This window comes from Micromonospora qiuiae, assembly GCF_016863555.1.
Classification (GTDB): Bacteria; Actinomycetota; Actinomycetes; order Mycobacteriales; family Micromonosporaceae; genus Micromonospora; species Micromonospora qiuiae.
Genome location: NZ_BOPC01000046.1, coordinates 1 through 13,780 on the forward strand (window position 1 = coordinate 1; position 13,780 = coordinate 13,780).

The window sequence follows — 13,780 nt, forward strand, 5'->3', positions numbered from 1 at the left end:
GGGTTGGGCGGGGCGTGATCAGTCGAGCAGGTGGGTGCGCAGGGCGGTGAGCTGCTCCTCGGTCACCCCGGCGTGGCGGAGGTAGCCGTCGATCGAGCCGTGACCCTCGCGGATCTCCGCAAGGAACAGCAGCATCGTCTCGGCCGGCGAGGCGAGGAACGGCGACGGCAGTTCGGCGGCGTTGGGGAAGGTGGCGGCGGCCCAGGCGGTGAAGCGCCGGGACGCCTCGCTGCTCAGCGCGTAGTCCGCCGCGATGTCGTCGTCCTCGACGCCGAGCACCGCGAGGGTCAGGCCGCAGACGATGCCGGTCCGGTCCTTGCCCGCGACGCAGTGCACCACCACCGGAGCGTTGGCGCTGTCGGCGATCAGGCCGATCGCCTCGGCCAGCCCGGCGGTACCGGTGCGGGCCAGGTCGGCGTACCGGTCGGCGAGGTAGCGGGCGAGGTCGCTGCCCGGCTGGTACGGCTGCATGCCCCACTCCGCGTGCTCGGGGTGGATGTGCCGGTAGGCGAGCCCGTCGAAGTCGGGGACCCGCCCGTCCCGCTCCACCTCGGAGGGGCGGCGCAGGTCGATGACGGTCCGTACGCCGAGCGCGGTGAAAACCTCCCGGTCGGCGTCGCCGATGCGGTGCAGCGAGTCGGAGCGGTAGAGGCGGCCGGTACGGACTGTGCGGCCGTCCTGGCCGCGGTAGCCGCCGACATCGCGGAAGTTGAAGGTCGCGGTAAACGGAATTCTGCGGGTTACCTCGGTGGCGTCCACCCTGACACGGTAACGGCCGGTGGGGCGGTGCCCCACCGGCCGTCGCGCTGTCCCGCAGACAGGTGAACGGAAACTCCGGTCACCGCAGGTCGCCGGGCGGGGGCGCGGCGTACGTGTCGGTGTAGTAGCCGCCGAGCTTGTCGCGGAACGCGGGGTCGGTGGCCGTCTCGTCGTACTCCGGCGCCGCCTTGATCTGGTCCTTGCTGCGGTCGACGTACACCTTCTGCTCGTCGTGGTCGACGTGGTTCACGGTCCCGGCGGGCAGCATGACCTTCTTGCCGAAGATCCACGGCCCGGTGTCGACCACCAGATAGCTGGCGTTGACCTCGTTGCTGTCGCTGTCGATCTTGCCGATCGAGCCGTCGGTGGCCTCGACCTTGTAGCCGACCAGGGTGCTGCCGGCCACACCGGCCTCGTCGCGGTAGCTCCAGGGGTCGAAGTTGCCGGCGGGGGTGTCGCCCATGACGACCCCCTGGTCGACGCCGCGAAGGGTCGGGTCCGGCGTGGTGTGCTGATCGAGCCTCTCCATCGGGATCTCTCCTGCCTCGACTACGCTGAGTCGTCTCGGAGGAACGTGTTTCCTTGTCCCGAAAACTCCTACCCCGTCCGGCGGGGCCTACACACCGGGTACGGCCACCCACTGCCATCGTCCCGACATGTGGATTTCGCCTCCCAAAAGCCGTCGCGGGGTGGCAGAGTGCAGTACGTGACCAGCACCGCCCGCATTATTGGCAACTAGCGCGCCGGCCTCCCCTCGCCGAGCGCGCAGACCTCCCGCAGTCGCGGGGGGTCTTTTTGTTGCGCCGGCCGGTGCCTGACGAAGGGATCCCCATGACGTTCCAGGTCTACGACACGACCCTGCGCGACGGTGCCCAGCGCGAGGGGGTCAGCTACTCGGTGGTCGACAAGCTCGCGGTGGCGCGACTGCTCGACGAGTTCGGCGTCGGGTTCATCGAGGGCGGGTGGCCGGGCGCGGTGCCTAAGGACACCGAGTTCTTCGACCGGGCGCGTACCGAACTCGATCTGAAGCACGCGGTGCTGGTCGCCTTCGGCGCCACCCGCCGGGCCGGCGCGGTCGCCGCCGACGACCCGCAGGTGCGTGGGCTGCTCGCCGCGCAGACCCCGGCGATCGCCCTGGTGGCCAAGGCCGACCTGCGGCACGTCGAGCGGGCGCTGCGCACCACCGCCAAGGAGAACCTGGCGATGATCCACGATACGGTGACCCACCTGGTCGCCGAGGGACGACGGGTCTTCGTCGACGGCGAGCACTTCTACGACGGCTACCGCCACGACCCGGCGTACACCGCCTCGGTGGTGGAGACCGCCCTCGCCGCCGGGGCCGAGCGGTTCGTGCTCTGCGACACCAACGGCGGAATGCTGCCCTCCTGGGTGACCGCCGCCATCGCCGACCTCACCGACCGGATCGGCGTCGCGCCGGAGCTGCTCGGCATGCACGCGCAGAACGACACCGCGTGCGCGGTGGCCAACACCATCGCCGCCGTGGAGGCCGGCGTCCGTCACGTGCAGGGCACCGCCAACGGGTACGGCGAACGACCGGGCAACGCCGACATCTTCGCCGTCGTGGCCAACCTCCAGCTCAAGCTCGGGATGCCCGTCCTACCGGAGGGCTGCCTGGAGCAGATGGTGCGGGTCTCCCACGCCATCGCCGAGATCGCCAACATCGCCCCCGACACCCACCAGGCGTACGCCGGGGCCGCCGCCTTCGCTCACAAGGCCGGGCTGCACGCGAGTGCGATCAAGGTGGATCCGCTGCTCTACAACCACGTCGAACCCGAGGTGGTGGGCAACGACATGCGGATCCTGGTGACCGAGATGGCCGGCCGGGCCAGCATCGAGCTCAAGAGTCGCGAGCTCGGGCTGGACCTGGCCGGCCATCCGGAGACGCTGTCCCGGGTCACCAACCGGGTCAAGGAACTGGAGGCCGGCGGCTGGTCGTTCGAGGCCGCCGACGCCTCGTTCGAGCTGCTGGTCCGCTCCGAGCTGCCGGACGCCGCGCCGGCCCGACCCTTCACGCTGGAGTCGTACCGGGTGCTGGTCGAGCATCGGGAGGACGGCGCGGTGGTCTCCGAGGCGACCGTCAAGATCCGGGTACGCGGCGAGCGGGTGATCGCCACGGCGGAGGGCAACGGCCCGGTCAACGCGCTCGACGAGGCGCTGCGGGCCGGCCTGGGCCGGCACTACCCGGAGCTGCGCGACTTCGAGCTGGCCGACTACAAGGTACGCATCCTGGAGGGCAGCCACGGCACCGGAGCGGTCACCCGGGTGCTGGTCGAGACGGCCGACGCCCGGGGCGGTGGCTGGACCACCGTCGGGGTGCACCCCAACGTGGTCGAGGCGAGCTGGCACGCCCTGGTCGACGCACTCACCTACGGCCTCAACCGGGCGCGGGTGTAGGCGGATGTCGCGGGTGTGAGGTGTTAATAAGGGGCCCCTTCTCTACGCTATGCGTTAAGAAGGGGCCCTTCCTTACACCGCCGCCGGCAGGCGGAGGTTGGCGAGGACCATGCGGTGGTCGCTGTCGGGCAGCGGGTGCACCGCCACGTCGCGTACCGCGATGCGACGGTCGACCAGCACGTGATCGATCACCACGGGCGGGATCGGGTCGCCGTCGTACGGGCCCCAGGTGCCGGTGAGCCCCGCGCCGACCGCTGCGGCGGCGTCGGCGTAGCCGGTGTCCAGCAGGGCACGCAGCGGCGCGTGGTCGAGCGTGGCGTTGAAGTCGCCGGCGAGGATGCTCAACGGCCCGTCCGGGGTGGCCGCCGGTTGCGCCGCCAGGTCGCTGCGCCACGAGCCGATCTGATCCAGGGCGTACGGGGCCGCCGGGTGGGCCGACTCGACGCGGACCGGGGGCGCGCCGGGTAGCGTCACCGTCGCGTACGCCTGGGTGAAGCCCCATCCGCCGCGCAACTGGCGGACACCGCCGCCGCTGATTGGATGCCGGGCGTAGAGCCCGGAGCCGGGGCTGCCCTCCATCGGGTTGAGCTGCCGGTGCGGTAGCAGTCGGTCGAGGCCGAGCCGGTCCAGTCCGGCCGCGGACGCCGGGGTGAACTCCTGCACCACGAGCACGTCGACCCGCTCGGTGCGGACCAGGTCGACCAGCGTTCGCAGGTCGGCGGAGCCGACCAGCAGGTTCGCGGTGAGCACCCGCAGCGCCGGCCCGGCCGCTGGCGGCTGCGGCGTGGGCAGGGCCCGGGGGGCCACCACCGCGAGCAGTGCGGCGGTGGTCAGCGCCGCGACGACCGCCGGCCACCGGCGCCGCAGCGCGAGGGCGAGCACCAGCGGCCCGACGGACCCGACCACGACGTACGGCGTGAAGGCGAGCAGTTGCACCAACGGCCCGCGTTCGACGGAGAGGAGCCGGACGGCGAGCCAGGCGACCGCGGGTGCCACGGTGATCCAGCAGAGGACGGTGCGGTGGCGATGCCGTCCGGTCGTCGGTGTCGGCCGGATCGCTGCCAGGTTGGTACGCATGCTCACGGCATCAGGTTATCGAATCCCGATCGGCTCTTTCGTGAAAGGTGAGACGCTCACCTTTCACAATTATCGCGGCCCTGTGATCCGAGCGCGAAACATGCTGATCGGATGTTGACTTCGTCGTTTTTCCGGTGCTATTTTCCAGATGGTTGTGGCGCCAGAATTCAGAGTGCGTAGTGACTGGTCAGGCCGGATATGATCTTGGCCCTTCAATGTCATTTGCCCGGTTGGCCATTTCTCCGGGGGAAGCTGTTAGTTCGTTCCGACGCGTTCTCGTTGCAGTCTCCGATTTGCGGAAAGTGAATCGGTCGTATCATCCCGGTCAACCAAGGGAGAACCTGTCATGGCCAAATTCTTCTCACGCAGGTCGGTGGCGGTGGCCTTCAGTGCACTGGCGCTCACCCTGGCCGGTGGCGGCATCGCCGTCGCCGCCCAGCCGACCACTGTCGTCCAGGCCCCCGTCGATTCCGGTCAGCCAGCCGCCCGGGCAGGCGCCGCCAGCGGTCAGCCGCAGGTGACGCCGGAGGAGGCCCGGCAGGCCAGGGCCGCGCTGAAGGGGGCCGTGGGCACCGAGGCCATCATCGGATCGACCTCCTTCGCGGTGGTGGGTGTCGGCGGTAATCTCATCCGTGGCAACGACGCGGTCTCGGCGACCAGATTCGGCCCCGGGCAGTACCAGGTCCTGTTCAATCGCGACCTGACCCGCAGCGCCTACGTGGCCACCATCGGCACGAACTTCCAGTGCTGCATCCCGCCGGCTGGCGAGATTGCCGTGGCGCCTCGCCTGAACACCCCGAACGCGGTCTACATCGAGACGTACAACTCGGCCGGTAGGCCCGCCGACCGGCCCTTCCACCTGGCCGTCTTCAGCTGACCAGCCGCACCGGGTGCCGGCCGTCCGATCGGGCGGCCGGCACCGCCGTGATCGCGCCGGCCGGCCCGCCGGACCGCCGCGTGTCCGGCTTGTACCACGACGGGAAGAGGACTGCCGGGAAGGGCCCCCAGGGTGCCCGTGGGCTGGCAAGTCCGACGTTTGTCGGGCCGCCTGCCCGGGAAGCAAGCACCGTGACGGACATCTCGGACACCATGGCCAGCCTGCCCAGCCCGGCCGATCTGGACGCGACGGCAGCCGAGCTGGACCAGATTCTCTTCGAGGTCAAACGCGTGATCGTCGGGCAGGACCGGCTTGTCGAACGCCTGCTGACCGCGCTGCTGGCCGACGGCCACTGCCTGCTGGAGGGCGTACCCGGAGTGGCCAAGACCCTCGCCGCGCAGACCCTCGCGACAGTGGTCGGCGGCACTTTCTCCCGGATCCAGTTCACCCCCGACCTCGTACCCTCGGACATCGTCGGCACCCGCATCTACCGGGCGTCGAAGGAGAGCTTCGACGTCGAACTCGGCCCGGTCATGGCGAACCTGGTGCTCGCGGACGAGATCAACCGGGCGCCCGCGAAGGTGCAGTCGGCGCTGCTGGAGGCCATGGCAGAGCGGCAGGTCTCCATCGGCGGGCGCAGCTACCGGGTGCCGGAACCCTTCCTCGTGCTGGCCACCCAGAACCCGATCGAGTCGGAGGGGGTCTACCAGCTGCCCGAGGCGCAACGGGACCGCTTCCTCATGAAGGTCGTCGTGGATTACCCGGACGGCGCCGACGAACTGGCCATCCTCTACCGGATGAGCGCCGACCGCCCCCGGGCGCACCGGGTGCTGGACCCGCAGCGGTTGCGCGATTTCCAGGTCCGCGCCACGCAGGTCTTCGTCCACCACGCCATCGCCGAGTACGTGGTCCGGCTCATCCTCGCCACCCGCGACCCGGGCCGGTTCGGGCTGCCGGAACTCGCCCCGCTGCTCGCCTACGGCGCCAGCCCCCGCGCCACCCTCGGGCTGGTCGCCGCCGCGCGGGCCCAGGCGCTGCTGCGGGGCCGCGAGTACGTGCTTCCCGACGACGTGCGGGAGCTGTCGGTGGACGTGCTCGCCCACCGGCTGGTGCTCTCCTTCGACGCGGTCGCCGACGGGGTGACCGCTGAGTCGGTGGTGCGCCGGCTGGTCGAGGCGGTGCCGCTGCCCCGGGTGGCGGCCGGGCATCCGGAGCACGCGACCGACCTGGCGACCGCGTGATGGGACGTCGCCCCGCACCGGCGGAGCCGGGACTGACCGATCTCACCCCGGACCAGCGGCTGCGCCGGCTGGAACTCACCGTCACCCGTCGGCTCGACGGAATGCTGCACGGCGAGCATCGTGGCCTGCTGCCGGGGCCGGGCAGCGAACCGGCGGGCAGCCGGGAGTACCGGCCCGGCGAGGACGAGGTGCGCCGGATGGACTGGTCGGTGACGGCTCGCACCACCGTCCCGCACGTGCGGGAGGTGGACGCCGACCGGGAGCTGACCACCTGGCTGCTGGTCGACGCCAGCGCCAGCATGGAGTACGGCACCGCCGAGCTGGACAAGCGGGAACTGGCGGTGGCGGCGGTCGCCACCATCGGCTTCCTCACCGCTGGGCCGGGCAACCGCCTCGGCGCGCAGGTGCTCACCCCGTACGGGCTGCACCGGGTGCCGCCCCGCAGCGGACGTACCCATCTGATCGGGCTGCTGCGCGCGCTGCTCGCCGCGCCCCGGGTGGGCGGTCGCGACCCGGACGTCGCGCCGGTGCCCGAGCTGGCCGAGGCGTTGACCGCGGTGTGCCGGGTCGCTCATCGGCGCGGCCTTGTGGTGGTGGTCTCGGACTTCCTCGACGGGCTGCCCGACGACCCGGCGACGCCGGCGGCCTGGGAACGGCCGCTGCGCCGGCTGACCGTGCGGCACCAGGTGCTCGCGGTGGAGGTCACCGACCCGCGGGAACTGGAGCTGCCGGACGTCGGGTTGATCACGCTCGTGGACCCGGAGACCGGCGAGCACCGGGAGGTCTGGACCGGCGACCGCCGGCTGCGCGAGCGGTACGCGGCGGCCGCCGCCGCCCAGCGCGACCAGGTCCGGCAGGCGCTGCGTCGGGCCGGCGCGACCCACCTCGCTCTGCGTACCGACCGGGACTGGGCGGCCGACATCGTGCGGCACGTGCAGGCCCAGCGTCGACTGGCCCTGGCTCCGGCCGCTGTGCCGGCGGGAGGTGTCGCATGATCTGGGAGTCGCCCGTCCGGCTCTGGCTGCTGCTCGGCGTGGCCGCGCTGGCCGTGGCCTACCTGGTGGCGCAGCGCCGGCGCAGCCGCTACGCCGTCCGGTTCACCAACCTGCGGCTGCTCGACCGGGTGGCGCCCCGGCGGCCGACCTGGCGCCGGCATCTGCCGGCCGGCCTCTTCCTGGCCATGCTGGCGCTGCTCGTGGTCGGCTTCGCCCGGCCCACCGCCGAGGTCCGGGTGCCCCGGGAACGCGCCACCGTGGTGGTGGCCGTGGACGTCTCCACCTCGATGCTCGCCACCGACGTCGAACCGGATCGGCTCAGCGCCGCCAAGAGCGCCGCCCGGCGGTTCGTCGACGGGCTGCCCCGGGAGTTCAATGTCGGGCTGGTGGCCTTCGCCGGCAGCGCGGCGGTGCTGGTGCCACCCGGCACCGACCGGGAGGCGCTGCACAGCGGGATCGCACGCCTCGCCGAGGGGGTGACCGGCGTGCAGGGCACCGCGATCGGCGAGGCGATCAGCACCTCGCTCGGCGCGGTGCAGGCGTTGGACGACAAGGCGGCCACCCAACCGCCGCCGGCTCGGATCATCCTGCTCTCCGACGGCGCGAACACCTCGGGCGTGGATCCGATGGAAGCCGCCGCCGACGCGGTCGCCGTCGAGGTGCCGGTGCACACCATCTCCTTCGGTACGCCGAGTGGCTTCGTCGACCGGGGCGGGCGGCCGATCCGGGTCCCGGTCGACGGGGAGACGTTGCAGGCCGTCGCCGAGGAGACCGGGGGTGGCTTCCATCAGGCCGGCACGAGCGACGAGCTGCGCGCCGTCTACGACGACATCGGCAGCTCGGTGGGCTGGCGGAAGGTACGGCAGGACGTCTCGGCGCGGTTCATCGGGCTCGGGCTGGTGTTCGCGATGGGCGCGGCGTTCGGCTCGATCCGGTGGTTCTCCCGCCTGCCCTGACCTGGTGTCGGCGCGGCCCGGCCGATCCGCGGCCGGGGTGCCGGCGAGCGCACACGGGAGGAGCGTACGTATGGCAGTGCAGACCGGACTGGGCGAGCCGCGGGGACCGTGGTTCGTCTCGCCGGACCTCGACCCGGACGGGCGGGGCCGGCCGGACGGTGCCGCCGGAGCGGGTGACCGCGCGGCGTGGGGCTGGCATCGCCGGTTGTTGGCGGGGCTGGCGGTGGTGGCGCTCTCCACCGGTTCGGGGGCACTGGCCGGCGGCTGGGTGGCCGGCCGGGACGATGCTCCGGGCCCCGCCGCCGCATCGGCCGCCCCGGTGCCGGCCGAGCTGGTCACCGCCGCCGAGAAGACCGTGCCCGGCGTGGTGTCGGTGCTGGTGGGCGGGCCCGGTGGGGCGTCGGCGAGCGGCTCCGGCTTCGCGATCGACGCCGAGCAGCACATCATCACCAACGACCACATTCTGGCCAAGGGGCGTGGCGGCCCGGTGACGGTGGAGCTGCCGGACGGCCGGCGGTTCGACGCGGAGGTGATCGGTCGCGAGCCGGGCAGTGATCTCGCCGTGCTCAAGGTGCCCGCCTCGGCGGGCTTGGCGCCGTTGCCGCTGGCCAAGCCGGGAGCCACCCGGGTCGGCGAGCCGGTACTGGCCGTCGGGTCGCCGCTGGGACTGTCCGGAACGGTCACCGCTGGCATCGTCAGCGCGCTCGACCGCCAGGTGCGGCTCGGCGACAACCGGCATCGGGCGGTGCAGACCGACGCCTCGATCAACCCGGGCAACTCGGGTGGACCGTTGGTGAACGCGCGGGGCGAGGTGGTCGGGGTGAACACCGCGATAGCCACCATCGACGGCAACGGCTCGATCGGCATCGGATTCGCCATCCCGATCGAGCAGGTGCAGGAGACCGCCGACACGATCATCGGAAAGGGCGGATGATGTACGGACGGTGACTGTCCGATTACGCCTAGGTCGGGGCAAGTGTCGGATTTCTGGCGAGGGATGATCGGCCCATGGAAATATTACGCTGAGTATGAATACTGGCGTGAGTGGAGCGTCCTCTCATTGCGGTCCTCCTAGTGGTGGGCCTCATCGTCGGAAGTGGCGTCGGGTCGTCGTACGCCCGCGCCAGGCGGGGCTGGAACGACTACCAGGCCGCGAAGAAGACCGTGCCCGGTGCACGCCGGGCCGCGTGGCTGCTGATCAAAGTGGTCACCACGAAGATCGGGGTGATCGTCCTGCTGCTGATCGGGGCGGTCGCCTACGCCGCCGTCGGTGGCGAGGAGCGGCCCGCCCCCTCGGCACCGAGTCCGAGCACGGGGCAGGACGACCGGCCGGCACGCTAACCTCAGGGCGTGGACGACGGACTGCGGGTGACCGATCGGTGGGTCGTCCCCGCCGCCGAGCTGCGGGAACGCTTCTCCCGGTCGTCCGGGCCGGGTGGGCAGGGCGTCAACACCGCCGACTCCCGGGTCGAGCTGAGCTTCGACCTGGCCGGCTCGGCGAGCGTTCCGGAGTCGCTGCGGGCCCGGGCGCTGGACCGGCTCGCCGGCCGGCTGGTCGACGGGGTGCTGACCATCGCTGCGAGCGAGCATCGCGCGCAGTTGGCCAACCGGGAGGCGGCCCGGGATCGGCTGGCCGCGCTGCTGCGCGAGGCGGTCGCCCCGCCACCGCCACCCCGCCGCCCGACCCGCCCGTCGCGGGCGGCCAAGGAGCGCCGGCTCGCCGACAAGAAGCGCCGGTCGCAACGCAAGCGCGACCGCCGGGTGGACGGCGAGTAGGCCCGACCCACTTCGGTCAGGCTCCCACCCTCGCCGGTGGCTCCACTGCCGCGAGCAACACCCCGCAGACCTCGATCAACCGGGCGCGTAGCTGGCTGGCGCGCTGCGAGAACTCGCGTTGGCGAGCCACGTACTCCGCCTTGCCCTCCGGCGTCTCGATGGTCACCGCCGGCTGCCCGTACGAGGACAGGTCGTACGGCGACGCCTGCATGTCGAGCAGGCGGATGTCCCTGGCCAACTCGAAGCAGTCGAGCGCCAGGTCACCCGGGACCGCCGGGCCGAGCTTGGTGGCCCACTTGTGGCAGTCCATCGCGGCGTGCAGGCAGCCCGGCTGGTCGAGGTCGACCTGGCTGGCCCGGGTGGGTTGCAGGCGGTTGAGGCCGACCGCCTCGGGCGTGAAGAACCGGAACGCGTCGAAGTGCGTGCACCGGATCTGGTGTGCCTCGACCACGGCGTCGGTGCCCGCCTGCCCGAGTCGAAGAGGCAGCGGGTGCCGGTGGTCCCGCTGGCGGTACACCATCGCCCACTCGTGCAGCCCGAAGCAGCCGGTGAAGGCCGGCCGGGTAGCGATCGAGGACAGCAGTCGATGGATGAAGCGCACCGAATCGGCCCGGTCGGTGAGGAACGCCGCCGCGTCGAAGCGGACCATCCCGTCGGCGTCCGTGGCGTACCAGCGCCACTGCCGGTGCGGAGCGGGGCCGTCCGGTCCGGGCGCCAGGGCGACACCCAGCCCGGGATGCCAGCGGCGCAGCACGGACGGCCTGGTGCCGTAGTAGTCGTAGAGGAAGTCATCGATCGCGTGGCGTTCCCCGGTGGCCTTGCGCGCGCGGTGCGCCGCGGTGAGCGAGTCGGCGCGCCTCTCGTGCGCCGCCAGCAGGGGAGACCAGCGCGCTGCGGACATGCTGATCACCGGTCGAGGCCCATGCCGCCCACTCCGCGCCGTCTGCCTGCCCGTCACGGCCCAAGAGTACGACCACCGGCCGCCCGCCGATCAGGGCACATCCACCCGCACCCCGGCGGAGAAGACCCCGCTGCGCAGTTCCAGCCGTTCGGGTGCCGCGCGTCCGTTCACGGTGAAGACCAGCGGCAGCACCATGCGGCTGCCCGCCGCCATCGGCTCGGCGAAGACGTCCCGTCCCTGGTTCGCCTTCCGGGTCGCCGACTCGTCGGTGGTGACCCAGTTGCCGTTCGGCAGATAGGCCCGTTGCAGCTTGCCGTGCCAGCTCTGGTGCTCCGGCGTGACGTTGCGGACGCCGACGGTGGCCTGGCACTGGCGTACCTGCTGACCGGGATCGCAAGCCATCCGGTAGACGGTGAACTCGAACGCGTCCTCGCGCAGCGGCACCCCCAGGCTGCCGCTGACCCCCGTGCCCTTCCAGGCGCCACTGGTCGGCTGGCTGTCGGTGTCGATCGCGGCGACCCGTTGGGTGGCGGTCCAGGCGGCCGTGCCGACCGTGGCCGCCAGCACCGTTGCGGCCACCGGCACGATCAGCCAGATCGGTGGGGTGCGTCGGCGGCGTGACGGGCGGGGTGCCGCCGGGCGCGGATAGACCCTCCCCGGACCGTCCGAGGCGAGCGCGGCGGCCGTCGGCCGCCGGTTGCGCCACCAGGTGACGATCCCCACCACGCCGAGCACCAGCACTGCGACCGCGCCGACCAGCAGAGCCGGCGCCTGGTCACGCCATCCCGACGGCTCCTGCGGGGCGGCGGTCGCGGCGCGCGGGTTCGTCCAGGTGGCGCTCGCGCAGTCGTACGGCTGCCGACCGTCCCCGGCGAACGCGCACGCCGGAGCGGTCAGCGGCTGCTGCACCGAGGCGGCGCGGAGCGTGGTGTTCAGCGTGGTGGTGCTGTGCGGCGGCAACCGCAGCTGCCAGGTCACCGCAGTCGCCGTCGACCCGCCCGGGCGGACCATCCGGCCGCCGTCGCTGATCGAGCTCGCCCAGACGCCCCGGGGCAGCTCCTGGCGGACCGTGGTGCTCACCGGCGCGTTCCCGCCGTTGCGGACCTCGATGCGGTACCCGGGCTCGGCGCTGCTCGCCGGCGCCACCGCCACGCTGACCCTGGGCGCCGGAGGCGGTACGGCGAGCCGCGTCGGGGTGGGTGCCGCCGGCGGTGCCGCGGGCATGGCGGGATCCGGCGTCAGCATGGTGGGGTCGGGCTCCGGTGCGGCGGGATCCTCCGGCTCTTCCGTCACTGCCACGTGTGGTCGACCGGCCGCCGCGACATGTGGCCTTCCGGCCGCCGCGACATGTGGCCTTCCGGCCGCCGCGACATGTGGCCTTCCGGCCGCCGGGGCGACCGGGGCGGTGGCCGCCGGGGCGTCCGGGGCGGTGGCCGCCGGGGCGTCCGGGGCGGTGGCCGCCGGGAGCACCGGTAGGGCGGTGAGGAAGCCGACGCAGTGCACGATCGCCGCGAGGGCCCTGTGGTGTCGTGTCGATGCAGGCATACGAACGAACCTCCGCAGCCGACGCTAGGTGCGCAGTCCCGTCGTGCGGGTACGAAGCGGCGAATCCGGCCCCGGCGCTGATCGTGCGGGGTAAGCTGCCGCAGCCGGTCGTCGGCAGGACTAGATTGGCCTCGTGCGTATCGTTCGTTTCGCCCATGCCAAGGGGATGTCGTTCGGGGTCGTGGAGGGGGAGCCGGAGACGGGCCCACAGGGCCTCACCGTCGCCGAGATTTCGGGTCACCCGTTCGGCCAGATCACGTTCAGCGGGGTCCGTTGGGCGCTGTCCGACGTCCGGTTGCTCTCGCCCATCCTGCCGAGCAAGGTGGTCTGCGTCGGCCGCAACTACGCCGAGCACGCCGCCGAGCACGGCAGCGAGGTGCCGAGCGAGCCGCTGCTGTTCCTCAAGCCCTCCACCGCGGTCATCGGTCCCCGGGACGCGATCCGACTGCCCGAGTTCAGCAAGCAGGTCGAGCACGAGGCCGAACTGGCGGTGGTGATCGGCGCGGCGGGGGCACGCCGGGCGGACCGGGCCGCGGCGGAGCGGGCCATCTTCGGCTACACCTGCGCCAACGACGTCACCGCCCGGGATCTCCAGCGCTCCGACGGTCAGTGGACCCGGGCCAAGGGATTCGACTCGTTCTGCCCGATCGGGCCGTGGATCACCACCGGCCTCGACGTCACCGACCTGGAGATCCGCTGCGAGGTGGGGCGTGACCCGGAGGAGATGGAGGTGCGCCAGCTGGGTCGTACCCGCGACATGGTCTTCGACGTGCCGGCGCTGGTGTCGTACGTCTCGCATGTGATGACGCTGTTGCCCGGCGACGTCGTGCTGACTGGTACGCCGGCGGGGGTTAGCCCGCTCACGGAGGGGGATACGGTCACCGTCCGGATCGAGGGGATCGGCGAGCTGACCAACCCGGTCGTGCCCGCGACCTGATCCCTGTTTGCGCAGCTCAAAGCCGGTTTGAGGAAGTTGATTTGGCCTGTCGGTGCCGGGAGGGTAGAGTTTGGTCCCGGCACCGCAAGGGGCCGATGGGGTATGGGGTAATTGGCAGCCCGACTGATTCTGGTTCAGTTAGTCTAGGTTCGAGTCCTGGTACCCCAGCGCAGCCGAGGTTCGGAAGAATCGAGGCAGCTGGATTCTGGTGGAGTTCAGCGTCGATGCTCCCACGAGGGAGGGTCGACCGCTAGGTCTGGTAGAGTTCGGCGACACCACCTACGCGGTGGTGTCGCGTTTT

Annotated in this window: 14 protein-coding genes and 1 tRNA gene; 10 read left to right on the forward strand and 5 right to left on the reverse strand. The window is 72.0% G+C overall.

The window, feature by feature from the left end:
• Nucleotides 1-18: 18 nt before the first annotated feature.
• Together Vqi01_RS17360 and Vqi01_RS17365 are read right to left on the reverse strand one after the other, a co-directional pair.
• Nucleotides 19-759 (reverse strand): tyrosine-protein phosphatase, encoded by a 741-nt coding sequence (locus Vqi01_RS17360; RefSeq protein WP_239098460.1) that lies wholly within the window; start codon nt 757-759, stop codon nt 19-21.
• Between the two features lie 79 nt (nt 760-838).
• Nucleotides 839-1,288 (reverse strand): PRC-barrel domain-containing protein, encoded by a 450-nt coding sequence (locus Vqi01_RS17365; protein ID WP_204035853.1) that lies wholly within the window; start codon nt 1,286-1,288, stop codon nt 839-841.
• Between the two features lie 302 nt (nt 1,289-1,590).
• Between Vqi01_RS17365 and cimA the strand changes: the two genes are divergently transcribed.
• Entirely contained in the window at nt 1,591-3,174 is a 1,584-nt protein-coding gene (gene cimA / locus Vqi01_RS17370) for a citramalate synthase (RefSeq protein WP_204035854.1), read from the forward strand.
• Between the two features lie 72 nt (nt 3,175-3,246).
• Here the strand turns inward: cimA and Vqi01_RS17375 are convergent, their stop codons facing one another.
• The gene (locus tag Vqi01_RS17375) at nt 3,247-4,251 is read right to left on the reverse strand and encodes an endonuclease/exonuclease/phosphatase family protein (RefSeq protein WP_204035863.1); all 1,005 of its coding nucleotides are present in this window, start codon (nt 4,249-4,251) and stop codon (nt 3,247-3,249) included.
• A 346-nt stretch (nt 4,252-4,597) separates the two neighbouring features.
• On the opposite strand from Vqi01_RS17375, the gene Vqi01_RS17380 reads away from it, so the two are divergent.
• From Vqi01_RS17380 to arfB, 7 genes are all read left to right on the forward strand, one after another.
• A complete protein-coding gene (locus Vqi01_RS17380; protein WP_204035855.1) occupies nt 4,598-5,128 on the forward strand; it encodes a hypothetical protein in 531 nt (176 codons plus the stop codon).
• Between the two features lie 191 nt (nt 5,129-5,319).
• Nucleotides 5,320-6,369 (forward strand): AAA family ATPase, encoded by a 1,050-nt coding sequence (locus Vqi01_RS17385; protein ID WP_204035856.1) that lies wholly within the window; start codon nt 5,320-5,322, stop codon nt 6,367-6,369.
• Nucleotides 6,369-7,364, forward strand: a complete 996-nt coding sequence (locus Vqi01_RS17390) for a DUF58 domain-containing protein (RefSeq protein WP_204035864.1) — start codon at nt 6,369-6,371, stop codon at nt 7,362-7,364. The genes Vqi01_RS17385 and Vqi01_RS17390 overlap by 1 nt, the downstream gene beginning before the upstream one ends.
• Nucleotides 7,361-8,320 (forward strand): VWA domain-containing protein, encoded by a 960-nt coding sequence (locus tag Vqi01_RS17395; RefSeq protein ID WP_204035857.1) that lies wholly within the window; start codon nt 7,361-7,363, stop codon nt 8,318-8,320. The genes Vqi01_RS17390 and Vqi01_RS17395 overlap by 4 nt, the downstream gene beginning before the upstream one ends.
• Nucleotides 8,321-8,390: 70 nt before the next feature.
• Nucleotides 8,391-9,254, forward strand: coding sequence for a S1C family serine protease (locus tag Vqi01_RS17400; protein ID WP_204035858.1), 864 nt, complete (start codon nt 8,391-8,393; stop codon nt 9,252-9,254).
• Nucleotides 9,255-9,364: 110 nt separating this feature from the next.
• Nucleotides 9,365-9,661 carry a hypothetical protein gene (locus Vqi01_RS17405; RefSeq protein ID WP_204035859.1) on the forward strand — a complete coding sequence of 99 codons (297 nt, stop codon included), beginning with the start codon at nt 9,365-9,367 and terminating at the stop codon, nt 9,659-9,661.
• A gap of 9 nt (nt 9,662-9,670) precedes the next feature.
• Nucleotides 9,671-10,096, forward strand: a complete 426-nt coding sequence (arfB, locus tag Vqi01_RS17410) for an alternative ribosome rescue aminoacyl-tRNA hydrolase ArfB (protein ID WP_204035860.1) — start codon at nt 9,671-9,673, stop codon at nt 10,094-10,096.
• 16 nt (nt 10,097-10,112) lie between these two features.
• On the opposite strand, the gene Vqi01_RS17415 is transcribed toward arfB, so the two are convergent.
• Entirely contained in the window at nt 10,113-10,997 is an 885-nt protein-coding gene (locus tag Vqi01_RS17415) for a 3-methyladenine DNA glycosylase (RefSeq protein ID WP_204035861.1), read from the reverse strand.
• A 90-nt stretch (nt 10,998-11,087) separates the two neighbouring features.
• Nucleotides 11,088-12,542 (reverse strand): hypothetical protein, encoded by a 1,455-nt coding sequence (locus Vqi01_RS17420; RefSeq protein ID WP_239098461.1) that lies wholly within the window; start codon nt 12,540-12,542, stop codon nt 11,088-11,090.
• A gap of 133 nt (nt 12,543-12,675) precedes the next feature.
• On the opposite strand from Vqi01_RS17420, the gene Vqi01_RS17425 reads away from it, so the two are divergent.
• Both Vqi01_RS17425 and Vqi01_RS17430 read left to right on the forward strand, forming a co-directional pair.
• Nucleotides 12,676-13,479, forward strand: coding sequence for a fumarylacetoacetate hydrolase family protein (locus Vqi01_RS17425; protein ID WP_204035862.1), 804 nt, complete (start codon nt 12,676-12,678; stop codon nt 13,477-13,479).
• A gap of 96 nt (nt 13,480-13,575) precedes the next feature.
• Nucleotides 13,576-13,647 (forward strand) — tRNA-Gln (locus Vqi01_RS17430).
• Nucleotides 13,648-13,780: the final 133 nt, after the last annotated feature.

Bases quoted from the DNA above. Each gene is read 5' to 3' on its own strand.
- Vqi01_RS17365 (WP_204035853.1), bottom strand. From the start codon at position 1,288: ATGGAGAGGCTCGATCAGCACACCACGCCGGACCCGACCCTTCGCGGC.
- cimA (WP_204035854.1), top strand. From the start codon at position 1,591: ATGACGTTCCAGGTCTACGACACGACCCTGCGCGACGGTGCCCAGCGC.
- Vqi01_RS17375 (WP_204035863.1), bottom strand. From the start codon at position 4,251: ATGCGTACCAACCTGGCAGCGATCCGGCCGACACCGACGACCGGACGG.
- Vqi01_RS17380 (WP_204035855.1), top strand. From the start codon at position 4,598: ATGGCCAAATTCTTCTCACGCAGGTCGGTGGCGGTGGCCTTCAGTGCA.
- Vqi01_RS17390 (WP_204035864.1), top strand. From the start codon at position 6,369: ATGGGACGTCGCCCCGCACCGGCGGAGCCGGGACTGACCGATCTCACC.
- Vqi01_RS17395 (WP_204035857.1), top strand. From the start codon at position 7,361: ATGATCTGGGAGTCGCCCGTCCGGCTCTGGCTGCTGCTCGGCGTGGCC.
- Vqi01_RS17400 (WP_204035858.1), top strand. From the start codon at position 8,391: ATGGCAGTGCAGACCGGACTGGGCGAGCCGCGGGGACCGTGGTTCGTC.
- Vqi01_RS17415 (WP_204035861.1), bottom strand. From the start codon at position 10,997: ATGTCCGCAGCGCGCTGGTCTCCCCTGCTGGCGGCGCACGAGAGGCGC.
- Vqi01_RS17420 (WP_239098461.1), bottom strand. From the start codon at position 12,542: ATGCCTGCATCGACACGACACCACAGGGCCCTCGCGGCGATCGTGCAC.